Genomic DNA, 22,044 nt, shown 5'->3' on the forward strand with positions numbered 1-22,044 from the left:
TTTCTGATTTTAAAAAATTAATAATTGATTTTAAGATTAAATAAAAAGTTTCTGCCCAAATCGTCTGCATAATATCGCAGACGGTTCAGGTAATTTCGATAGGAAGTATTCATTACGTTTGTGATTCCAAAACCTACTGTAAGTGTTGCTGTTTTAGTGGCTTTAAAATCGATGCTGGAATTAAAATTGAACAAATGGTAGGCGTCGGGTGGCGTACTTAGGTCCACAACTTCCATTGTTTGTGTTTCTGGAATGAACACTTCAAAATTGTTATCGGGAAATTCGTTTTGTCGGAAGTTATACTCACTCTGTAATGACAAGCGAATATTATTGAATTCCGAGTTTTGATAAACGATTTCATTCTTGGTATTTACGGGTGGCATACTTGTCAATGGCTCATACCTATTGCGATCATAGCCCTTTACCAAAGAAAACTGATTGTTTAAGCGGAAATTTTTGGCAAAAGCATAGGATGCATCCACATCTACACCCAACAATTGTGCATTGGTTTGACGGTATTCCCAAACTTGAAAATTGCCCCGTACCGTTTGCTGAATTTCAGTAGGTTCAATAACGATAAAATTTGAAATTGTGTTGATGTAAGGATTGACGGAAAAACTGAATATGTCGTTATCCCTTTGGAATGTTAGGGACACTTTATGTCCAATTTCTGAATTAAAACGTAAATCGCCTAACTCGATTCGGGAAGCGGAATGGTGCAAGCCTTCACTAAAAAGTTCTGAGGGATTTGGCGCTCTGGAGGCAATTGAATAGTTGAAAAACAACTTATAATCTTCGCCAAATGAATAGGCCGCTCCAAAAGTTCCTGAACCGTTATAGAAATTAAGTTTCGGATTGGTCAAAACCTGATTGTCGAGTTCCTCGACCACTATTTCTGGAAACAGCTGGTCATAATTACGTGATTCCCAAAAGGAAGTTCGGTAAAACTTAAAAACGTCCATATAGGTATAATCAAAACGCCCTCCTGCTTCAAGAAGCCATTGGTCGTTCAAGCGGTAATCTGCTAAGGCATAGATTCCCAAGTCGTACTTGTCATAATCGGGTATCAATCTGCGCACGCCAGTATTTGGGTCTGCAAAATTATTTTGATACCTGCCCATAATTCCCGTTTTTAGACTAATTGCATCTGTCAAATGAGAATCTAAATCCAATAAAAGCGTGTGGGTGGCCAGTTGCAAATCCAACGAGGCCTTATCGCTGTCTGCACCGCGCCTTATATCAAATTCGAGGCGATTGTTTCTTTGAAAATCATACTGCAGGCTTACTTTCCCAAAACTGTCAAACCTTTTGAAGCCCTTAATTCTTGCCAAATGATGGGTTACATCTTGTCTTGGCTCATTGATTTGGTATGTAAAATCGTTGATGATTAATGGTCTATTGCTATTTATGGCTCGAATTTGGTCTTGAGCACCGCCCAAGTGGGAAGCCCTTAAAATTCCTATTTCATTTTTAAAGAGTGAATAATATGCCTCTATACTATAGTCGAAACGATTAAGACCCACATTTAAAGAAGCGTTGCGTTCAAAAATGCCTGTATTACTCAACACGTAATGTGTTGCTTCAAAATCGCCCAAGCGTTTTAATGTTCCCTGCAAGGTTGCATGCCACCCGTTTTGATAACTTTTGGTCAATTGGGAAGTGAGAGATGCACCGCGCCCATTGCTTGCTGCTGTAAGTAATGTTTTTCCATAGAGGCTATCTTTTACAGGAACTTTTGAAGATTCGACGACGATTACACCACCAATTGCATCACCACTATATTGTAAAGCACCCGCGCCTTTTATTAATGTAAGATTTCCGACCGAATTGATATCTACGTTTGGTGCGTGTTCGGCTCCCCATTCTTGGTCCTGCATCCGAACACCATTATTTATGATGACAACACGACTACTGTGAAGGCCATTAATCAGTGGTTTGATAACGGTATTTCCGGTATTTAGGGACGAAACACCACTCAAGCTATTTAGGGCGTCGCCAAGAGAACCGCTACTGAAACGCTCTAATTCTTCTTTTGAAATAGTGTTTTCAAGTATTGTTTTGGACTTATTACTGTAGGCTTTTCCTTCAATCGTAACTTGGTTGAGTTCTTCTAAATGATGCTCTAGTTTAAAAGATTTGGCGGTGTTGCCAGATATTTTAAGAGTGAACCCTTTCGTCAAACAATGAGGATGCGATACCTGTATAGAGTAGGTATTATTACATAAATTTGAAAATACAAATTTTCCGTCAAAATCAGTCTGTACGGCTTGATCAGTACCTGCAACTACAAGCGTAGCCCCTATAAGTAATGAGCCGTCGTGAAGGTCTGTTACCCTGCCAGAAAGTGAATTGTCACAATTTTGTGAAATAGATGTAATACTGCTGAATAGCAGTATTAATAGTGCATACTTGTGCATATAAATTCTTAATTAACATAAAACGTATCAGTTTGTTTATTAAGAAAAAATAGGTGGCGCGCGTAATTGGGTGTTGGTTATTTGAAAGGAATGAAACTGTAATGAAGTGAAGTTTGCCTCAACCTTTACAGGAATTTTTGGTAATAGTAAATTAGGATATATGTCTATATCGTAATTGAACAATGCTAGATGAAAATCACATATATCACACTCTCTAACTGATTCATGAATGTGAGTGGCGTTCTCGGTACACGCAATATGCTCGTGAGCTTCAAACATATGAATAAACTGAACGGCAGAAGGTAACATTAAAGCTACAAAAAGCAATAAAGCTACTATATTTTTGCCAATCTGTTTTCTGTAATCCATCGGGCTTTACTCAAAATCTAAGATACAAAAGTATATAATTATCTTGATTTTGGGCACTATGGACGAGATGAAATTTAATATTTTAATTTCAATCTTAATTTAGATGTTGTTGGCTTTTGCTGAAGGGCCGGTAAGACTAGTCTCTCAACAAGCTTCTGCTAATAACAATCTTCTGCACCTCACTAGTGCCTTCATAAATCTGGGTAATCTTAGCGTCACGCATCATGCGCTCTACGTGGTATTCTTTTACAAAACCATTACCACCGTGCACTTGTACTGCTTCTACACTAACTTCCATCGCTACTTTACTGGCTTTTAGTTTTGCCATTGCACTACTCATATCGTAGTTTATTCCATTGTCTTTCTCCCAAGCAGATTTCATAACTAAGTGGCGCGCTGCTTCTATCTCTAGGTGCATATCTGCCAGTTTAAAGGCAATCGCTTGGTGGTTGCATATCTCCGTGCCAAATGCCTTGCGTATTTTTGAATAATCGCGGGCAAGTTCGTAGGCACCTTGTGCGATCCCTAATGCTTGTGCGGCAATCCCTATACGACCACCAGATAAGGTTTTCATGGCAAATTTAAAACCAAAACCATCTTCACCTATTCTGTTTTCTTTTGGGACTTTTACATCGTTAAAGTTTAAAGTGTGTGTGTCACTACCACGAATTCCTAATTTATCTTCTTTAGGGCCTATCTCAAAGCCTTCCCAAGTTTTTTCAACAATAAAGGCATTGATCCCTTTATGTCCTTTTTCTCTGTCTGTCTGTGCGATTACTAAGTAATAATCTGCAGATCCACCATTTGTAATCCAGTTTTTAGTCCCGTTTAAAAGATAGTGGTCTCCCATGTCTATCGCAGTAGTTTGCTGCGAAGTAGCATCGCTACCTGCTTCTGGCTCACTTAAGCAAAAAGCGCCTAAAGCCTCTCCCGTGGCAAGCTTCGTCAAGTATTTTTCTTTCTGCTCCTCATTACCATAGGTCTCAAGACCATAACAAACTAAAGAGTTATTTACAGAAACAATTACAGATGCAGATGCGTCTACTTTACTAAGCTCTTCCATCACGATAACGTAAGAAATAGCATCCATACCGCTTCCGCCATATTTTGGGTCGACCATCAATCCCATAAAACCAAGTTCTCCCATCTTCTTCACTTGCTCGGCAGGAAATTCTTGTTTATTATCACGCTCTATAACACCTGGTAGTAACTCTGTTCTAGCAAAATCACGCGCCGCGTCACGGATCATTAAATGTTCTTCAGATAGATTGAAATCCATAGTATATTGTTCTTTTTTGAGATTGCAAAGATAGTTTTAAAAAGAATAATTTTCAAGGAGAGTTTTCTTAAAATATGGTGTGGATTTTTATTTCTGAAATGTGCTGTTCATTTTTTATCACGCTTAGTTTAGACGGTTTGAGCCACGATCATTCGCTTCGCTCCTCGCACGAGTCACAATTTTCTCAGTCGCTTCGTTCGAGACGCTTTCTTGTTTCGTTTAGTCTTGCTTGCCAAACGATTCCCTATAAAAATCTAAGCAGGCTGTGATTCAAACCATCCAAATAACACCTACTGTCAAATAATGCCCTACCTTTATTACCTAATTCAAATGTTCAAAATAAAGACTTGAAAAAATCAAACTATCACGTTCTCGGAATAATGAGCGGAACTTCTCTTGACGGGATAGATATCGCTCAGTTATGGTTCACTGTTTCTGCAAAGGGAGACTGGAGCTATAAAATAGGTGCTGCAGAAACAGTGCCTTATATTGAAGCGATGCGGCTGGAGCTTAAACAAGCCATTACTTGGAGTAGAGAAAGCATTGATGGTTTAAATGAACGATATACAAAGCAACTAGCGCAGAAAATATCGAAATTTATAAAAAAGAACGAGATTCATAACCTAGACGCGGTTTGTAGCCACGGGCATACTATTCTACATCAGCCAGAAAACGGACTCACCTTACAAATAGGAAATCTCCCTAACATTTCAGAAATATTAAAACAAAAGGTGGTCTGTGATTTTAGAGTGCAAGATGTATTATTGGGAGGGCAAGGAGCGCCGTTGGTACCTATTGGTGACCAGTTGCTTTTTAGTGATTATGATTATTGTTTAAACCTAGGTGGCTTTGCAAATCTATCAACAAACAACAATAACGCGCGTATTGCCTATGATATTTGCCCCGTCAACGTTGTGCTCAATCAATTATGTGAGTCGCTGGGCTTGCCTTTTGACGATGAAGGAAAAATAGCCCGCAATGGAAACGTAGATGCCGTTGTCTTAGAAAAATTAAACGAGCTATCTTTCTACCATACTGTGCCCCCAAAGTCCTTAGGGTTAGAATGGGTAAAAGAGAATATTTTACCAGTATTACAACAAAGCAATCTTTCTAAAGAAGATGCTATTGCCACTTTTACAGCGCACGCCGCTTGGCAGATTGCTTCACAATGTAAGGAGTATAAAAGTCTACTCGTCACGGGAGGTGGTGCTTATAATACTTATTTATTAGAACGAATAGCAAATCATAAAAACCTAGCATTAGTCCTGCCAGTAACCAAATTACTTGAGTATAAAGAAGCGCTTATTTTTGGATTACTTGGTGTGTTAAAATTACGGGACGAGAACAACTGTCTCTCCAGTGTTACAGGAGCGCATCACGATCATTCAAGCGGGAAAATTTATGAGTTCATAAACACCTAGGATGTGCTGCTTTAGTCTTTTGTTCGTTAAAAGTAATAAAATAATTTCCTCTCGAAAGTTGCCCGTGTGATTCATTAGCACGTTTTGAGTACGTCATTTAATCAAAATTCACAATAATCAATTTAGCTTCCGTATTTTTGCAGTATGATGTATTACCTTATTATTGCCCTACAGATTTACTGCTTGTATCACGCCTACACAAACAGACGTGAGTGGTATTGGTATCTTGTTATTTTTCTGATTCCTGTAATAGGTTGTGCGATTTACCTCATTACACAGGTGTTTAATAAGCGAGATCTTGAAAACGTTCAAAAAGAGGTAGTCACGGTTCTCAATCCCACAAAGCGGGTGAAAGATCTTGAGGAGAAGTTGGCTTTTTCAGACACTTTTCAGAGCAGGATAAATCTGGCAGATGCCTATTTGGATATAAAAGATTTCTTTAATGCAATTTTGCAATATCGTGCGGCATTAAAAGGAAGTCACACAGATTATTTCTACGGAAATGCCAATCTCGTGGAAGCACTTTATCTAGATGAACAATACGACGAGGCGATTCTTGTTGCTAAAGGAATTGAGAATCATCCAGATTTTGATAAGTCTAAAAGTAATTTGTATTACGGGCAGGCAATATTTCAAAAAGGTGATGTAGAAAAAGCAGCGCAGATTCTTAAAAAAATAAATAGGAGATATTCAAATTATCCAGAACGATTGATGCTTGCACGTTTTTTAAAAGATAATGGTAAAGAAGTAGATGCCATAGAACTCTTAGAGGAGCTTATGGATGAAGGTAGGCATCACGCACAGCCCAACAAAAGAAAATATAAGATGGTCTTTGCAGATATTGAAAAATTGCAAAAGGAATTAGCTAGTTAGATACGGTAAGATAAGATGAGATAAGGGTGTGCTGTAACTGCTGTTCTCTGCATAAACTTAGGCTTCATCCGTTGTAACCAAGACATACGTCTTACGAGGTCTTAATGCCAGAAATAACAACCATAAAAAAGCGTTCTTACGACTTGTAGTAAGAACGCTCAGACAACCTGGTCAATAATCAAAAAAACGGGTTGTTTTATTTTAAATAATTTCTTATTGCTTTATCAGTTTTTTGATATATGATTTTCTAGTGTCAAGATCTTCAATATTTAAGACATATATACCTTTTTGTAGCGCTTCTAATTGAAGCGATGCATCTCCTTGTGTCGTGTCTTGGAATACCTTCTTGCCGTTTAAATCATAAATTGAAATTTTATAATTTCCACCTTCTATGCTGATACTTAAAGTTGTCACTACAGGATTTGGATGCACACTCACTCGCTTGTTGAAGGCGTCTTCTTGCGTTGACAGCGCGCCCCCTATAATGGTAATACTTCCGTCATCTTCAAAAGGGTTTGACCATTTTTCATTTGTGTACACGTCGTTTCCAGTGAGTGTTCTTAGAAAGGCTATTAATGCGTCTTTCTCAGCGTCTGTTAGATTAAGACTTTGCGTCTGTCCTCCGGGCATTGTTAATCTAGGATCTAAATTTGTATTTGCGGGGTCATTTTGGATTTGATTGTAATGATTGATTACTTCAAGCAAACTAGTTGGATTCCCATTATGCATTAACGGTCCATTTAAACTTCCGTCAGGATTAACAAGATCTCTTAGAGAAGGAGAGCGTGTGTTAGTGAGGTCTATTTCTGTAGGACTACCAGCAACTCTGATAATACCATTGTTTAATGAGTTTGGGTCAATGTCAAATTCTGGCGCTCTATGACAAGCGATACAGCCTGCTCCTCCATTTGGGGGCGGTGAAATAAATAATTGTTTTCCTTGATTTTCTTCAGCGGTATAATTCGGGAAATCTTGGTTGAGGTTATTTACTTGAGCTAGACCAGTGTCAAATTCAGAATCAAAAGATTGAATACTCCTAATGAACTGGGCTAATGCTTCCTGCAATCGTGCTTCGGTTATGGTAGTATCTCCATACGCAAAGCCAAATAAGTCTTGATAATAGTCTATAGCTTCTAGAGAGGTGATCAAGTCATCTATATCTGGATCTCCATCAGTCCCGCTAAACCCCATTTCTACGTGATCTTGAATAGGTCTTGTTGTCTGTTCTTCTAGGGTTGCCGCGCGTTCGTCCCAAAAGAATCTATCCTCATCTGCAAATCTAGAATTAATTAAACGCATAGAATGTCGTCCAGTTAAATCTCCATTTAAACCGACGCTTAGAGTAGCTACATCGCCAAAAGCTTTTTCCTGAATATGGCAACTAGCGCAGGCTATCGTGTTATTTGCAGATAAATTTGTGTCATAAAATAAGACGCGACCTAAAGTGGCTACCTCATCTGTGATAGGGTTTGTAGTCGTATTGTCTTTTGTAATATAGCCAGGAACGTCTTGATTAGCATAGTTAAAAAGATTGTCTAGGTCTATCGTTGCGCTCATGAATATAAAGGCACATGCAAGGCAACCAATTAAAAGTAAAAATTGTTTTTTCATAAGAATAATTTGGGATTAGATAATTTAGGTTTTGTTTTAATCAGTCTTATTTGGTATGAATAATTGCTATTTTCCTTTATTATGAGGAGGTCTTTTTCTTCTGAAAATTTCTGAAAGATCTTTACTTAGTTCATTAAATTTTTCAATCTGATCTTCTCTGCAGAGCTCCTTTATTTTTATAAAGTGATTATAATGTGATAGTTCAATATCTTTCTGAATACCACCAATTATAGTACTCAATGAGTCAATATTTGCAGGGGAGTCACTCCCTAAAGAATTGAAAATAAGTTTCTTTACTCCTCTAATTTCTTCATCTTTTGAACGCATATTTTTTATATGCACCATTTTTAAAGTTCTAAGCGAAGCTACTTGGGTGTCATCAAAATCAAGTTTTTCAATAATAATATGTTCTGGCCCTTGATGTCTGCTATTCATACCGTTATTGCCTCTTTTGTGCCCTGTCATAAAAAAGCCCAAGATGATGCCGTTTATAAGAAGGAGTGCAATAATCCCTATGGTAAGTTTTCTATTCGTTATCATCATATAAGGTATTAGAGTTAACAGAAACCAGTGCTATTTCATCAGCCATATCATCAACTGTTGGTGTGCTAATTATATACGCTTCTACGCAAAGAAATACGCCACAAAGTATAGCTGCAATTCTTAAAATACTCCAAGGGGTTGCTTCCAGTTCTCTGTTTTTAATGCGCTGTCTTATAGTGGTGTATAATTGAGAATCGGGTTGCACCTTTTTTATAGTAGTTAATAAATCTTCTGGGCGTTCCATATAATTGTTAGACGTTTTTTGTTTCATAATCCCTCGGCTTTGGTGCGTATTTTTTTAAGATTTGCTTTGGCGCGTTGAAAAATAGATTCGATAGCTTTTGGTGATTTTTTTAGAATTTCGGCAATCTCTTTTTGTGATAGGCCCTCTACTTTTAATAGTAATAGTACCGTTCGCTGCTTTTCTGGCAAAAGATTAATAGCTTTAAATAATGCTGCCATTGCTTCTTTGTTTTCTAAAGCTACACCTGGATGATTAAAGTCGCTTAGGTACTGCAGCGCTTCGTCATCACGATGATAAAAAGCAGCTCTTTTTTTTCTGGTTTTCGCTTTTATATAATCCAGAGACGTGTTTATAGTGATGCGATAGATCCAAGTTTTTAAAGCTGAATCCCCTTTAAACTCAAGGTGCTTGTCATACACTTTTATAAAAACATCTTGTGTAATCTCTTCTGCATCCTCTTTATTTTGCACATACTGAAGCGCCACGTTATACACGAGCGACGAATGACTTAAGTAGATGGATTCAAAATTCAATAAATAGGTGGTTGTTGGCGCAAGTTAAAATATTTATTCTTGTTATTTTGTGATAGAATTACTTGTGGATATCTCAACGCATAAATTTTACGCAAAAGAAACATAAACACATAGCCAATTATTTATATTTGTCTCCACTCTTTACAATTTAGTTAAAGCGTATTAATAATATATGTAGCTTAGGTCGCAAGCATTACTTAATTAGACGACCAATCATTAAAATTCCTTCTTAATTATGAATCAATTATAGCTATCCTTCAGATTTTTTAGCGAGCTTCATGTACAGAACATTTTCGCGGAAGCAAAAAAGTATAAAAACTGAGTCATCGAATTAAAATTCACCCGTCTACGCGGGCATAACAAATGAAAGAATTACTTAAAAAATACGAAGAGAAAATCCCAGAAATTGTATTTCACTGGAATGATCCAGAAACCGAAGCAGAAGGCTGGACAGTCATCAACTCTTTAAGAGGTGGCGCAGCAGGAGGGGGAACCAGAATGCGAATAGGACTCAATGAGAATGAAGTGCTTTCCCTTGCAAAAACAATGGAAGTAAAGTTTACCGTTTCTGGCCCAGCCATAGGTGGTGCCAAGTCTGGAATTAATTTTGATCCGCACGATCCTCGTAAGAGAGGTGTTTTAGAGCGCTGGTATAAGGCAGTGTCACCTTTGTTAAAGTCCTATTATGGTACAGGAGGAGATTTAAATGTGGATGAAATTCACGAAGTAATCCCAATCACAGAGCAAAGTGGTGTTTGGCATCCTCAAGAGGGAGTTTTTAACGGCCATTTTTCACCAACAGAAGCAGATAAGATTAACCGAATTGGGCAATTACGCCACGGGGTAATCAAAGTGCTTGAGAATACGACATACTCACCAGATGTGTCTCGTAAATACACAGTGGCAGATATGATTACTGGTTACGGTGTTGCCGAAGCGGTGCGTCATTATTATGATATTTATGGTGGAAACGTGAAGGGTAAAAAAGCCATCGTACAAGGTTTTGGAAACGTAGGCGCAGCAGCGGCTTTTTACTTAGCTCAAATGGGAGCTAAAGTAGTAGGTATTATAGATCGCGTGGGCGGTGTGATTAATCCAGACGGATTCTCTTTTGAAGAGATTACCAATCTATATCATAATAAGGATGGGAATACACTAGTGGCAGAAAATATGATTCCTTTTGAAGAAATCAATGAGAAAATCTGGAACTTAGAGTGTCAGATTTTTGCGCCTTGTGCAGCATCTCGTTTGATTACTAAGGAGCAAATCTCTCAAATGATTGACGCTGGTCTTGAGGTAATTAGTTGTGGTGCAAATGTGCCATTTGCTGATAAGGAAATTTTCTTTGGCAGTATCATGGAGTACACAGATGATCGCGTAAGTTTAATCCCAGATTTCATTAGTAATTGTGGGATGGCACGTGTGTTTGCATATTTTATGGAACGTAAAGTTCAAATGACAGACGAGGCTATTTTTAATGATACGTCTATTACTATAAAGAATGCTATTAAAAACACTTTTGATAACAATAGCGCTAAGACCAATATAAGTAAGACCGCTTTTGAGATTGCTTTAAAGCAATTAGTATAATATAACACTCAGACGAACACTATGGATTCTATTATTATTTTAATTTTTATCATTGGGTACTTGTCAATTACGCTCGAGCATCCACTCAAGCTAGACAAGACTGTGCCCGCCTTAATCATGGCCGCTTTAATCTGGGGTTTATTGGCTATTGGCTTTCACGCTGGATGGTTTGATGTTATTGATACGCACGACAATGTGTTTAGTTTCCTAACGGGTGGTGAAGTCGCAGCAGAAGGCTTTGAAAATGGACTCTTACACCACTTAGGTAAGACTGCTGAAATTTTAATATTTTTAATAGGAGCGATGACTATCGTTGAGATCATTGATCTTCATCGTGGTTTTGAATTGCTTAAAGGCGCAGTACGCACAAAAAGTAAGCGCAGATTATTATGGATCATTGGAATCCTTGCATTTATATTATCTGCAATCATTGATAATCTTACAGCAACAATTGTGTTAATCACGCTTTTACGTAAATTAATTTACCTAAGGGAAGAGCGTTTGTGGTATGCAGCAATGGTTGTGATTGCGGCAAATGCTGGAGGGGCTTGGTCACCAATTGGTGATGTAACAACCACGATGCTTTGGATTGCTAAAAATGTAACAGCAATGGGACTCATAGAATATGTTATTATTCCATCCATTGTTTGTTTTATTGTGCCCTTTGTTATTGCTAGTTATTTACCGGCCTTTAGAGGAAACATTCAAGTAGATACGACAGAGGATGAGGAAGCAGAAAGACTATTAAGTAGTAAAACGATGTTGTTTTTAGGACTTGGTATGATTGTGTCTGTGCCTATTTTCAAAACACTTACCCACTTACCTCCTTATATAGGTATGATGTTTGCGCTTGGAGTGGTCTGGCTTGTTTCAGAATACATACACCCTGAAGAAGATTTCAGTAAAGAAAGAAGACACTTATACTCAGCTCACAAGGCGTTATCTCGTATCGAAATATCAAGCATCTTATTTTTCTTAGGGATTTTAATGGCGGTAGCAGGATTAGAAAGTCTAGTGTATGGAGTAGCAGAAAATGGAGACCCAGTCGGGACCCTACGCTATCTTGCTGAGGTATTGCAGCAAGCTGTGCCTAACCAAGATATGGTGGTTATATTACTAGGAATCTTTTCTGCAATTATTGACAACGTGCCTTTAGTAGCTGCCTCCATAGGGATGTATGATGCGCCCACAGATTCTGTCTTATGGCACTTTATTGCTTACTGTGCAGGAACTGGAGGAAGTATGTTAATTATAGGTTCTGCAGCTGGAGTAGCAGCTATGGGAATGGAAAAAATAGATTTTATCTGGTATCTAAAGAAAATTACTTGGTTGGCCTTTGTTGGTTTTGCAGCGGGAGCTGCCGTGTTCTTATTAATAGAACGTGTAATCTTCCACAATGCTTAAACAATTTTAGAAACAATATCTCGTTATATTTTAAAAATAACCCCTTTTTATGCTAAACTTCTTTATCCAAGACGCTGCAGAAGACGCCTTACTGTTAGAACCCGAAGTAACAGAACAAACCTTATCTATTATGGAGCTCATCGTGAACGGTGGGACAGGAGGTATGATTATCATCGGCACATTGGCCATTTTATTATTTGTGGCGCTCTATGTATATTTTGAACGCTTATTTGCGATTAAAGCGGCGTCCAAGTACGACGCTAATTTTATGAATCAAATACGTGATAATGTTGCCGGCGGAAACTTGCAAGCGGCAAAAGTGCTATGTGCACAGCAAAATAGCCCAGTATCAAGATTGACAGAAAAAGGAATTAGCAGAATAGGAAGTCCACTTGATGACATCAATACAGCGATCGAAAATGCTGGAAGGTTAGAGGTATACAAACTAGAAAAAAACGTAAGTGTACTCGCTACCATTGCAGGAGCAGCACCTATGATTGGTTTCTTAGGGACTGTAATTGGTATGGTATTAGCTTTTCATCAACTCGCTACAAGTAGTGGTCAAGCAGAGATGGGTTTACTTGCTGAAGGTATTTACACGGCCATGACCACCACGGTTGCTGGACTTATAGTAGGTATTATCGCTTATATGGGGTATAACCATTTGGTAGTAAAAACAGACAAGGTGGTGCACCAGATGGAGGCTACCGCGGTAGACTTTTTAGACCTTCTTAACGAACCAGTATAGTATGAACTTACGCGGAAGAAATAAAGTAAGTCCGGATTTCTCAATGAGTTCCATGACAGATATTGTGTTCCTACTTCTGGTGTTCTTTTTATTAACATCACCGGCGATCACGCCAGATGCCTTAGATTTAATTTTACCGAAGGCAAATGGGAAAAGTACAAATGTTCAGAAAGCTAGTGTTAGTATTACTGCAGATGGCGCCTATTATGTAAATAAGGAGCGCGTATCAGAAAACGGATTAGAAAGTCAAATTAAAGCAGCACTAGCTGGACAAGAAGAACCTACCCTAATCTTAAGAGCAGAAGAAGGAGTGCCTATAGAAGACGCTGTTTTTGTAATGGATATTGCAAACAAGAATCGTTTTAAACTGGTGCTTGCGGTGAGGCCTAATTAGGTTTTAATAGTTAGTGCACAGTAATTAGTCAAAAGTATCAGTTGTCAGGTTTAGCGGCGCATCTTGAAAAGTTTATAATAGAATACATAAGGATAATTTTGCCAGTACTTGTAATTTTTTTTCACTAAATCCTAAATCCTAATGCCTCTCTTAGACACAGAACATAAACGAAAAAGTATGACCATCACAGTAATTCTGTATGCGTTTTTGGTTTTGTTATTGTTTTTTGTGGGGATGACTTATTTAGACCCACCACCTGAGAATGGGATTGCTGTAAATTTTGGCACTACAGATACAGGGACAAGTAATATCCAGCCTACAGAAGCAATTAAGTCTGCACCAAAAGTAACTACGCCTCCTCCTGCAGCAGAGCCAAAGACAGAAATTAAAGAAGATGTGGTCACTCAAGACACGGAAGATGCTCCAGTAATTAAAAAAGAAGAGAAGAAAGTCGTTAAGACAGAAACGCCGGTTAAAAAGGAAACGCCTAAAAAAGAGCCTGTAAAAGAACCAGAACCCACTCCAGATAAAACAACCAAAAGCGCATTAGATAACCTTATCAATGGTCCTAAAAGTGATGGTACAGCAAAAGGTGGAGAAGGGAATAATGATGCCGCAGGAGATAAAGGGAATCCAAATGGTGACCCGAATGCAAAGAGTTATTACGGCACAGGAAAAGGACTTGATGGTGATGGTAACTACTTGCTAGGAGGGCGTAAGGCGCTTAATAAACAAAAGTACATACAAGACTGCAATGAAGAAGGTGTCGTAGTGGTGAGTATCGAGGTTGATAGAACCGGGAAAGTGATTAAAGCAACTCCAGGTGTAAGAGGTACAACTAATAACTCACTTTGTTTAAAAGATCCTGCTAGACGTGCAGCGCTCGCAACTCGATTTAACCCTGATACTGACGCTCCCACAAAGCAAATAGGGAAGATCATCTACAATTTTAAGTTATCTGAATAGTTTTGGAAGACGCAATTATTTTTTCATTAGATGAAATATAAAGACACACTGAAATGGATGTATCAACAGCTCCCCATGTATCAACGTGAGGGAAAAGCTGCGTACAAAGCAGATCTTTCAAATACCATAACACTTGTTAATTACTTAGGGAGTCCAGAGAGGCGGTTTAAAGCAATTCACGTTGCAGGAACCAATGGCAAGGGCTCTACGAGTCATATGCTAGCTTCTGTGTTGCAAGAAGCGGGTTATAAGGTGGGACTTTATACGTCACCACATCTCAAAGATTTTAGAGAACGTATCAAGATTAACGGTGAGATGATTCCGAAGAGAAGCGTTTCTTCGTTTATGAAAACCCATCAATCATTTTTTATCGCAAATCAATTGTCCTTTTTTGAAATGACAGTGGGTTTAGCGTTTGATTATTTTGCCAAAGAAAAAGTGGATATTGCAATTATTGAAGTTGGATTAGGAGGGAGGCTTGATAGCACTAATGTGATAGTGCCTGAAGTTTCGGTCATTACTAATATTGGTTTGGACCATACACAGTTTTTAGGAGATACCTTAGAAAAGGTCGCTACAGAAAAAGCAGGAATCATAAAAAATAGTATTCCAGTCGTGGTAGGTGAAGTTACTCCGGAAACGTTACCGGTTTTCAAACACATCGCAAAAAAGAACAATGCTTCTCTTATGTTAGCAGAAGAAGATAGCATAAAATATTACCCCTGTGATTTAAAAGGAGAATATCAATTAACCAATCAACGCACAGCTCGTGTGGCATTGGAGCAGCTTGATGCAACTTTTTTCACTATTTCCGAAGCACATATTAAAAGAGGCCTTTTGCGTGTAGTAGCGAATACGGGGCTTTTAGGAAGATGGCAAGTACTTAATGAAAATCCAAGAGTGATTTGTGACACAGCGCATAATAAAGAAGGTTTAGAAATAGTGCTAAGGCAGTTAAGTGAAATACCAAAAAAGAGATTGCATGTTGTTTTAGGGTTTGTAAATGATAAAGATGTCATGGCTGTATTAGGGCTATTTCCGAAAAATGCGACGTATTATTTCTGTCAACCAAAGATTCCAAGGGCACTTGAGGTCGAAAAATTAGAAAATATTGCCAAAACAGTAAGATTAAATGGAAGAAGCTTTAAGACGGTGCGTGGAGCATATCGCACTGCTTTTAAATCGGCTAGTACTGAGGATGTGGTGTTTATAGGCGGTAGTACATTTGTGGTTGCAGAGGTTGTTTGAGTGTTGTCTTAAAAGAAGAAAAAAAAGATGAATTATTTTTAAATTAATGTTTGTTGGTTTTAAAAACTACTTTATATTTGCACTCGCTAACAAAGCGGGCGTTTAGCTCAGTTGGTTCAGAGCACTTGGTTTACACCCAAGGGGTCGGGGGTTCGAATCCCTCAACGCCCACACTAAATAGGAATCCCGATTCAGAAATGAATCGGGATTTTTTGTTTAAAAAATACTCGAGCTTGTTCAAGAGTGTTTTTTTTTAACAAAAAATCTCAAGAGGTGCCCTTGCGTGTCGGAATATGATTTTGAGGAGCGGTCTAGTGATTGAGAGATTAAATCCTGCTAAATTTTATACGTGTTGCAAATAGCTCTAGATATGGTGCTATTTTTTGCTTTTTGCGCTCAAAAACTAATTTAAATTTCCAATCTGAAGCAATTTTAGTGAAAGAACCTTTGTAAGTATGCTCATTATGCTTTTTTATCCGGAGCGTGATGTGGTTGGTTTCACATGTGTATAACCTGTCGCTAAATAAAAAATAAAAAATACCTGAATTAATATAAATGAGAACTCTAACCTTCATTTTAGACCGAATTGAAGATCTTATTTCTAGTCTATTTTTTTCTAAAATCAATCTTTTCAGGTTCTTACAAAAACAAAAAACCCGAAACGCAAGTTTCGGGTTTTAAAGTGGTGCCTCCAGGAATCGAACCAGGGACACATGGATTTTCAGTCCATTGCTCTACCAACTGAGCTAAGGCACCTTCTTTTTTTTGTCACTTTAATCAACAAGTGTTTCTCAAAGCGGCTGCAAAGATAAAGTTATTTTAATCACATCAAAATAAATAATTAACAAATTTAAAATGATATTTTAGATTTGTTAGTTGAGCTCTCCGTAGCGTGAAATGATGTTGTATTTTTGTCGTCATTCTAATTGTATGAATTTAATCGTTGACGTAGGGAATACCTTTATCAAACTCGCAGTTTTTAATAAAAACGAGTTAGTGCATAAAGTGGTTTGTGAAAACCAAGCGTTTCCCGTTGCCTTGTGCGATCTCTCTCAACAATTTTTAAGTATATCACATTGTATCGTTTCTTCAGTGGGCGAGTTTTCTGCGGCATATGTAGTGTTGCTTTCCGAGAAATACACTTTGATCGAACTCACGAACAAAACTTCCGTTCCTTTTGAGAATGATTATGCGACACCTTTGACCTTAGGGGTGGATAGAATTGCCTTGACTAGTGCAGCCGCATTAAAATTTTCAAAGGAAAATATACTTGTGGTAGACGCTGGGAGTTGCATTACGTATGACTTCTTAACTAATGAAAATCATTATAAAGGAGGCGCCATTTCTCCTGGAATCGAGATGCGCTATAAAGCAATGCATCATTTTACCGCTGGACTTCCTTTGCTAGATAAGGAATTTCCTGAAAACTTTATAGGAAACACTACTGGTGGAAGTTTACATAGTGGCGTTGTATACGGCGTTATTGGTGAGATAGAAGGCACGATTAATAGATACAAAAACCAGTATCCTGATTTAACAGTGATTTTAACCGGTGGAGACACAGATTTTTTGCGAGATAGCATAAAAATAGGCATCTTTGCAAACTCAAATTTTTTGTTAGAAGGGTTACACTTCATTTTAGAACATAATAAACATTGATGTTAAGAAAAATCTTAGTTACAGTTTGTATTTGCGTGATAAGCGCAACAACTTTTGCGCAAGAAGGAACCACTTCGCCTTACTCATTTTACGGGATAGGATCACTTAAATTTAAAGGAACAGCAGAAAACAGAATGATGGGTGGTTTGAGTGTATACTCAGATAGTATTCACTTGAATATGCAAAATCCGGCTGGTTTAGCTCGATTACAACTCACCAACTTCACTATAGGTGCTAGTCATAAATATTCTAGTCAAAAATCTGATGAAGGATCTACTGACGCTGCGACCACTTCTTTAGATTATATCGCAGTAGGTTTGCCAATGGGAAAATTTGGCGCCAGTTTTGGTTTAATACCATATACCTCAGTTGGATATAAATTGATATCTGATGGTGATTTGTTTAACACCTCATACACCGGTGATGGAGGGCTTAATAGGGCCTTTGTTGCATTGGCATATAGTATTACTCCCGAATTTAGCGCTGGAGTAGATGTAAATTATAATTTTGGAGAGATTAATAACACTGCGCTCATCACAAGTGCTAATGGGGAATTTCAATACGCAACAAGAGAACGCAATGAGTCTGATCTTTCTGGTATAAATTATACAGTGGGTCTTGCCTATCAAAAATTACTAGAAAACAACTTGCAAATTATGGGGAGTCTTACGTATACTCCTGAAACAAATCTGGGAAGTACAAATTTTAGAGAAATATCTTCTGTGTTTGTTTCTCCAACTACGGGAGCTCAGGGTACTGTGTTTAGTGAAGAGATAGTTGTAGGAGACACTAACTTTGATTTCCCGTCACAATTTACAGTAGGAGGAGGAATAGGTGCTCCTAAAAATTGGTTCGTTGGTCTTGAGTATACAAACCAAAAAACAAGTAATTTTACAAACCGAACTTTTGAAATTGATAATGTTGAGTTTAAGGATGCAGCAAAATATAGATTGGGAGGTTTTTATATCCCAAATTATAACGGAATAGGAAGGTACTGGCAGCGAGTAGTTTATCGTGGAGGAATGCGTTATGAAGGTACGGGGCTAGTGGTCAATGGAGAAGATATTAATGAGTTTGGCATATCTTTTGGAGTAGGACTACCATCAGGGAAATTATTTACCAACATTAACCTAGGAGTTGAATTTGGTTCTAGAGGAACTACAAATTCTGGATTGATAAAAGAGGATTTCTTTAACACATTTTTAAGTCTGTCACTGAACGATAGATGGTTTGAAAAAAGATACTATGATTAATTTGTATAACACTAACAGCATGAAAAAGAATATAGTTTTACTTTTAGCAGCATTTACCCTTACAATGGGTGGTAATGCTTTAGCCCAGGCTAGCATAAGTGAAGAATGTACGCTAAAGGGTTCGTTGTTCATTGAGGCAGCAAAAGCAAAAAATTATGACGAAGCAATTAAGCACTATGCGCCATTAGTTGCCTCTTGTCCTAAATTTAGTCTTGCCGTATATCAGTATGGCGAAAAAATGTTTGATCACTTTATTGATAATGGAGATACGTCTATGGTCAATAATATGATTACACTATATAATGATCGTTTAAGATTATATCCAGGAAGTATAGATAAAGGGAAGATAGAGATGAATATCGTGCAGTTAAAGTATGATGCCGGTATTGGAGCAAAAATGGAACAATACAAAGCGTACGGGTCTATATTTAAAAACCATAATGCCTCGTTTAAAAGCCCAAAAAGTTTATACATCTTTTTCTCTCTTGCAGTAGATCTTAATAAAGAGGGGTCTGTGCCACTTGCAGATATGTTTGATTTGTATGATGCTGTAACTGAGAAGCTGGAAACAGAAGAGGGTAAAATGGCTCAAAAAGTTATTAATTATTCAGATAGAGAAGAAACTGGTGAAATTCTAAGCACAAGAGACAAAAAGAACTACGGAGCTTATGAGAGAAATTTAGCTATCTTCGGAAAAGTTAGAGGTTCGGTAGATGCCAAGTTAGGTGCTATTGCTGACTGCGAGAACTTAGTGCCTTTATATAATAAGGATTATGAAGAAAACAAAAATAATCTTGATTGGGTAAATAGAGCGTTAAGTAGATTAAATGCTAAAGATTGTGATGATCCATTATTTTTTAAGCTAGTACAACAACTGCACGCTTTGAAGCCTTCTGCTAAGTCTGCTTATTATTTAGGTAAATTAGCAGAGAAAGACGGAAAGTCTGCTGAAGCATTGCGTTATTTTAATGAATCTGCAGAGCTTGAAACAAACCCTAAGGATAAAGCAAGAGTGTATTACAGTCTTGCAGAAAATTTTAGAAAAGCAGGTAAGTTGAGTGATGCAAGAAGCTACTATAATAAAATGCTAGAGGTAAAGCCTAATGCAGGTATTGCTTACTTAAAGATTTCAAATATGTATGCACAAAGCGCTAACAACTGCGGGTCTACACCTTTTGAAAAAAGAGCAATGTATTGGAAGGCGGCAGAACTTGCTAGAAGAGCTGGAAGAGTAGATGGTTCTTTGTCAAGTGTTGCAAGCCAGACAGCTGCAAGTTATGACGGTAGAGCACCAGGAAAGACAGAAATCTTTAGTGATAACATGGGAGGTAAAACAGTTACCTTTAGATGTTGGGTAGGTGGAAGCGTAAGAGTCCCTAACCTTTAAGAATGAGAATAAAAATTCATATAATAAAAAGCGTGATAACACTTGTTGGTGCTATCACGCTTTTTTCATGTGAAGATAATTTTCAGGATATCCAACGTATGTCCATTAGTGATAATGCGCCAATAGGTATAGGTGTTAATACAACCACCAAGTATTTAGATTCTGGGAAAGTAAGTGTAAATTTAATGACTCCCAAGTCTTTTGATTATACTACGTTAGAGTTTCCGTATAGGGAATTTCCAGAAGGGGTAGAGGTTTGGTACTGGGATGAAGAGAACAAAAAAAGTATTGTCACTTCAGACTTTGCGGTGGAATATGCTAAGAGTAATCTAGTTGATCTTCGTTCAAATGTAAAAATGGTTACCAGTGATGGCACTACTGTTTTTGCAGAGCAGATGTACTGGGATCAAAAAAATAAGTGGGTTTTTACAGATAAGCCCTATAAAATAAAATTTAAGGATGGCTCTTTTAATGAGGGACAAGGTTTTAATAGTAGTGAAAACTTTAAAACTTTTATGTCTCGTAAAAATCAAGGAGTCCAACTTATAGATAAAACAAAAGAAACCAATGGGATCTAAAATCTACCGCCTTTTTGAATACGCCTACCTTGTCATGGCCGCTTTTTCTATGTACCTAGTTTATGAACACTGGGGAGAGGAAGGTTACCGTTCTTATCTCTTTCTGTTTTTTGCAGTAACTGCTGTTTTTATGTTCTTCTTTAAAAGAAGATTCAGAAAAAATATAGAGAACCAGAATAAAAACAAATAGGCATCACGTCATAAACTTGTTTATCTTTACATGTAAATTAAATTAGTGGACTACGTTTCTGTTATCATAATTGTTTCTTCGCTTATACTCTCTGCATTCTTTTCTGGAATGGAGATCGCTTATGTGTCTTCAAATAAGATACATATAGAGATCGAAAAGAAGCAGAATAACTTTTTGGCAAAAGTGCTGCAAAAAATCACAAATCGCCCTTCAAAGTTTATCGCCACTATGCTGGTGGGCAACAATATTGCGCTTGTAGTATATGGTCTCTACATGGGCGACCTTTTGATGGACTATGTGTCAATTGAAGGCTTTCTAGGTTTAATTATTCAGACCCTTATTTCAACAATTGTAATTTTACTTACTGCAGAATTCCTCCCAAAAGTATTTTTTCAGATATATGCCAATAATTTAGTGAAGATCTTTGCTGTGCCGGCTTATTGCTTCTATATGTTTTTTACGCCTGTCTCAGAATTTATAATTTGGATTTCAGATATGGTGCTCAGAGTATTCTTTAAAACAGAAGGCGATGCGGTGCAGCTAAGCTTTACAAAACTAGAGCTTGGTAATTATATTAGTGAACAAATGGAAACTGTAGATACAGTGGATGAGATTGATAGTGAAATTCAGATCTTTCAAAATGCACTTGACTTTTCCGAAGTAAAATCACGGGAAGTGATGATCCCAAGAACAGAGGTTGTCGCTGTCGATATTTCTACAACGCCAAAGGATTTAAGTAAAATTTTCACGAGTACAGGCCTGTCAAAAATATTAGTGTACAAGGATAATATTGATGATATTCTAGGATACGCGCACTCATTCGAGCTTTTTAAACAACCAGAAACGGTAAAGAAAATCTTAATGCCGGTTGTGTTTATTCCAGAAACGATGCTGGCCAAAGATGTGCTGAACATCTTAAGTAAAAAACGAAAAAGTATTGCGGTTGTAGTAGATGAGTATGGCGGAACCTCAGGAATAATTACGGTAGAAGATATTATCGAAGAATTATTTGGTGAAATAGAAGATGAACACGATTCTGCTGCCTTGACTGAAGAAACAATTGCAGATGATCATTATAAGTTTTCAGCGCGACTAGAGGTGGACTATCTCAATGAGATGTATAAATTAGATTTACCCAAGAGTGAGGCGTATGAGACCCTTGGCGGCCTTGTGGTTAACCATACCGAGGGAATTCCAGAGAAAGGAGAAAAACTAATTATTGAAGGATATTTACTTCATGTCCTAGAAGTTTCTAGCACTAAAATCGAGCTAATCGAAGTGCAACCAGCGCCTGAGGAATAATTTTTTTTACTTTCCGGTGTTTTTTTCAATTTATC

The 22,044-nt window shown here is 37.6% G+C and carries 20 protein-coding genes and 2 tRNA genes; 15 read left to right on the plus strand and 7 right to left on the minus strand.

What is annotated here, in order from left to right; genetic code table 11:
- Positions 1 to 17: 17 nt before the first annotated feature.
- Positions 18 to 2,417, minus strand: coding sequence for a TonB-dependent receptor (locus ABXT71_RS05920; RefSeq protein ID WP_415372923.1), 2,400 nt, complete (start codon positions 2,415 to 2,417; stop codon positions 18 to 20).
- 505 nt (positions 2,418 to 2,922) lie between these two features.
- A complete protein-coding gene (locus tag ABXT71_RS05925) occupies positions 2,923 to 4,065 on the minus strand; it encodes an acyl-CoA dehydrogenase (RefSeq protein ID WP_415372924.1) in 1,143 nt (380 codons plus the stop codon).
- A 347-nt stretch (positions 4,066 to 4,412) separates the two neighbouring features.
- On the opposite strand from ABXT71_RS05925, the gene ABXT71_RS05930 reads away from it, so the two are divergent.
- Both ABXT71_RS05930 and ABXT71_RS05935 read left to right on the plus strand, forming a co-directional pair.
- A complete protein-coding gene (locus tag ABXT71_RS05930; RefSeq protein WP_415372925.1) occupies positions 4,413 to 5,486 on the plus strand; it encodes an anhydro-N-acetylmuramic acid kinase in 1,074 nt (357 codons plus the stop codon).
- Between the two features lie 144 nt (positions 5,487 to 5,630).
- A complete protein-coding gene (locus ABXT71_RS05935) occupies positions 5,631 to 6,359 on the plus strand; it encodes a hypothetical protein (protein WP_415372926.1) in 729 nt (242 codons plus the stop codon).
- 213 nt (positions 6,360 to 6,572) lie between these two features.
- On the opposite strand, the gene ABXT71_RS05940 is transcribed toward ABXT71_RS05935, so the two are convergent.
- From ABXT71_RS05940 to ABXT71_RS05955, 4 genes are all read right to left on the minus strand, one after another.
- A complete protein-coding gene (locus tag ABXT71_RS05940) occupies positions 6,573 to 7,916 on the minus strand; it encodes a cytochrome c peroxidase (protein WP_415372927.1) in 1,344 nt (447 codons plus the stop codon).
- A 120-nt stretch (positions 7,917 to 8,036) separates the two neighbouring features.
- Complete coding sequence (locus ABXT71_RS05945; RefSeq protein WP_415372928.1) at positions 8,037 to 8,513, minus strand: hypothetical protein; 477 nt, start codon at positions 8,511 to 8,513, stop codon at positions 8,037 to 8,039.
- Complete coding sequence (locus ABXT71_RS05950) at positions 8,497 to 8,784, minus strand: hypothetical protein (RefSeq protein WP_415372929.1); 288 nt, start codon at positions 8,782 to 8,784, stop codon at positions 8,497 to 8,499. Before ABXT71_RS05950 ends, ABXT71_RS05945 begins: the two co-directional genes overlap by 17 nt.
- Entirely contained in the window at positions 8,781 to 9,290 is a 510-nt protein-coding gene (locus ABXT71_RS05955) for an RNA polymerase sigma factor (RefSeq protein ID WP_415372930.1), read from the minus strand. Before ABXT71_RS05955 ends, ABXT71_RS05950 begins: the two co-directional genes overlap by 4 nt.
- A gap of 363 nt (positions 9,291 to 9,653) precedes the next feature.
- Between ABXT71_RS05955 and ABXT71_RS05960 the strand changes: the two genes are divergently transcribed.
- The 7 genes from ABXT71_RS05960 to ABXT71_RS05990 all read left to right on the plus strand — a co-directional run bounded on the left by ABXT71_RS05960 (position 9,654) and on the right by ABXT71_RS05990 (position 15,811).
- Complete coding sequence (locus ABXT71_RS05960) at positions 9,654 to 10,880, plus strand: Glu/Leu/Phe/Val dehydrogenase dimerization domain-containing protein (RefSeq protein WP_415372931.1); 1,227 nt, start codon at positions 9,654 to 9,656, stop codon at positions 10,878 to 10,880.
- Positions 10,881 to 10,901: 21 nt separating this feature from the next.
- Positions 10,902 to 12,284, plus strand: a complete 1,383-nt coding sequence (gene nhaD / locus ABXT71_RS05965) for a sodium:proton antiporter NhaD (protein ID WP_415372932.1) — start codon at positions 10,902 to 10,904, stop codon at positions 12,282 to 12,284.
- Between the two features lie 49 nt (positions 12,285 to 12,333).
- Complete coding sequence (locus tag ABXT71_RS05970; RefSeq protein WP_415372933.1) at positions 12,334 to 13,032, plus strand: MotA/TolQ/ExbB proton channel family protein; 699 nt, start codon at positions 12,334 to 12,336, stop codon at positions 13,030 to 13,032.
- A gap of 1 nt (position 13,033) precedes the next feature.
- Positions 13,034 to 13,426, plus strand: coding sequence for an ExbD/TolR family protein (locus ABXT71_RS05975; protein ID WP_415372934.1), 393 nt, complete (start codon positions 13,034 to 13,036; stop codon positions 13,424 to 13,426).
- A gap of 141 nt (positions 13,427 to 13,567) precedes the next feature.
- The gene (locus tag ABXT71_RS05980) at positions 13,568 to 14,392 is read left to right on the plus strand and encodes an energy transducer TonB (protein ID WP_415372935.1); all 825 of its coding nucleotides are present in this window, start codon (positions 13,568 to 13,570) and stop codon (positions 14,390 to 14,392) included.
- A 30-nt stretch (positions 14,393 to 14,422) separates the two neighbouring features.
- A complete protein-coding gene (locus tag ABXT71_RS05985; protein WP_415372936.1) occupies positions 14,423 to 15,640 on the plus strand; it encodes a bifunctional folylpolyglutamate synthase/dihydrofolate synthase in 1,218 nt (405 codons plus the stop codon).
- A gap of 96 nt (positions 15,641 to 15,736) precedes the next feature.
- Positions 15,737 to 15,811, plus strand: a tRNA-Val gene (locus ABXT71_RS05990).
- Positions 15,812 to 16,323: 512 nt separating this feature from the next.
- Here the strand turns inward: ABXT71_RS05990 and ABXT71_RS05995 are convergent.
- A tRNA-Phe gene (locus tag ABXT71_RS05995) sits at positions 16,324 to 16,396 on the minus strand.
- 174 nt (positions 16,397 to 16,570) lie between these two features.
- Here ABXT71_RS05995 and ABXT71_RS06000 point away from each other — a divergent pair.
- The 6 genes from ABXT71_RS06000 to ABXT71_RS06025 all read left to right on the plus strand — a co-directional run bounded on the left by ABXT71_RS06000 (position 16,571) and on the right by ABXT71_RS06025 (position 22,009).
- Positions 16,571 to 17,299, plus strand: coding sequence for a type III pantothenate kinase (locus ABXT71_RS06000; RefSeq protein ID WP_415372937.1), 729 nt, complete (start codon positions 16,571 to 16,573; stop codon positions 17,297 to 17,299).
- Positions 17,299 to 18,552, plus strand: a complete 1,254-nt coding sequence (locus tag ABXT71_RS06005) for a hypothetical protein (protein WP_415373072.1) — start codon at positions 17,299 to 17,301, stop codon at positions 18,550 to 18,552. The genes ABXT71_RS06000 and ABXT71_RS06005 overlap by 1 nt, the downstream gene beginning before the upstream one ends.
- A 19-nt stretch (positions 18,553 to 18,571) precedes the next feature.
- Positions 18,572 to 19,939 carry a tetratricopeptide repeat protein gene (locus tag ABXT71_RS06010; protein ID WP_415372938.1) on the plus strand — a complete coding sequence of 456 codons (1,368 nt, stop codon included), beginning with the start codon at positions 18,572 to 18,574 and terminating at the stop codon, positions 19,937 to 19,939.
- 2 nt (positions 19,940 to 19,941) lie between these two features.
- Positions 19,942 to 20,517 carry an LPS export ABC transporter periplasmic protein LptC gene (gene lptC / locus ABXT71_RS06015; RefSeq protein WP_415372939.1) on the plus strand — a complete coding sequence of 192 codons (576 nt, stop codon included), beginning with the start codon at positions 19,942 to 19,944 and terminating at the stop codon, positions 20,515 to 20,517.
- The gene (locus ABXT71_RS06020; protein ID WP_415372940.1) at positions 20,507 to 20,707 is read left to right on the plus strand and encodes a hypothetical protein; all 201 of its coding nucleotides are present in this window, start codon (positions 20,507 to 20,509) and stop codon (positions 20,705 to 20,707) included. The genes lptC and ABXT71_RS06020 overlap by 11 nt, the downstream gene beginning before the upstream one ends.
- 108 nt (positions 20,708 to 20,815) lie before the next feature.
- Entirely contained in the window at positions 20,816 to 22,009 is a 1,194-nt protein-coding gene (locus ABXT71_RS06025) for a hemolysin family protein (protein WP_415373073.1), read from the plus strand.
- Positions 22,010 to 22,044 lie beyond the last annotated feature (35 nt).

The organism is Patiriisocius sp. Uisw_047, assembly GCF_047730165.1.
GTDB lineage: Bacteria > Bacteroidota > Bacteroidia > Flavobacteriales > Flavobacteriaceae > Patiriisocius.

Coding starts and splice junctions, on each gene's coding strand:
- ABXT71_RS06010 (WP_415372938.1), top strand. CDS start 18,572: ATGAAAAAGAATATAGTTTTACTTTTAGCAGCATTTACCCTTACAATG.
- nhaD (WP_415372932.1), top strand. CDS start 10,902: ATGGATTCTATTATTATTTTAATTTTTATCATTGGGTACTTGTCAATT.
- ABXT71_RS05935 (WP_415372926.1), top strand. CDS start 5,631: ATGATGTATTACCTTATTATTGCCCTACAGATTTACTGCTTGTATCAC.
- ABXT71_RS05975 (WP_415372934.1), top strand. CDS start 13,034: ATGAACTTACGCGGAAGAAATAAAGTAAGTCCGGATTTCTCAATGAGT.
- ABXT71_RS05985 (WP_415372936.1), top strand. CDS start 14,423: ATGAAATATAAAGACACACTGAAATGGATGTATCAACAGCTCCCCATG.
- ABXT71_RS06000 (WP_415372937.1), top strand. CDS start 16,571: ATGAATTTAATCGTTGACGTAGGGAATACCTTTATCAAACTCGCAGTT.
- ABXT71_RS06025 (WP_415373073.1), top strand. CDS start 20,816: ATGGAGATCGCTTATGTGTCTTCAAATAAGATACATATAGAGATCGAA.
- ABXT71_RS05920 (WP_415372923.1), bottom strand. CDS start 2,417: ATGCACAAGTATGCACTATTAATACTGCTATTCAGCAGTATTACATCT.
- lptC (WP_415372939.1), top strand. CDS start 19,942: ATGAGAATAAAAATTCATATAATAAAAAGCGTGATAACACTTGTTGGT.
- ABXT71_RS05960 (WP_415372931.1), top strand. CDS start 9,654: ATGAAAGAATTACTTAAAAAATACGAAGAGAAAATCCCAGAAATTGTA.
- ABXT71_RS05940 (WP_415372927.1), bottom strand. CDS start 7,916: ATGAGCGCAACGATAGACCTAGACAATCTTTTTAACTATGCTAATCAA.
- ABXT71_RS05945 (WP_415372928.1), bottom strand. CDS start 8,513: ATGATGATAACGAATAGAAAACTTACCATAGGGATTATTGCACTCCTT.
- ABXT71_RS05925 (WP_415372924.1), bottom strand. CDS start 4,065: ATGGATTTCAATCTATCTGAAGAACATTTAATGATCCGTGACGCGGCG.
- ABXT71_RS05980 (WP_415372935.1), top strand. CDS start 13,568: ATGCCTCTCTTAGACACAGAACATAAACGAAAAAGTATGACCATCACA.
- ABXT71_RS05970 (WP_415372933.1), top strand. CDS start 12,334: ATGCTAAACTTCTTTATCCAAGACGCTGCAGAAGACGCCTTACTGTTA.
- ABXT71_RS05950 (WP_415372929.1), bottom strand. CDS start 8,784: ATGAAACAAAAAACGTCTAACAATTATATGGAACGCCCAGAAGATTTA.
- ABXT71_RS06020 (WP_415372940.1), top strand. CDS start 20,507: ATGGGATCTAAAATCTACCGCCTTTTTGAATACGCCTACCTTGTCATG.
- ABXT71_RS06005 (WP_415373072.1), top strand. CDS start 17,299: ATGTTAAGAAAAATCTTAGTTACAGTTTGTATTTGCGTGATAAGCGCA.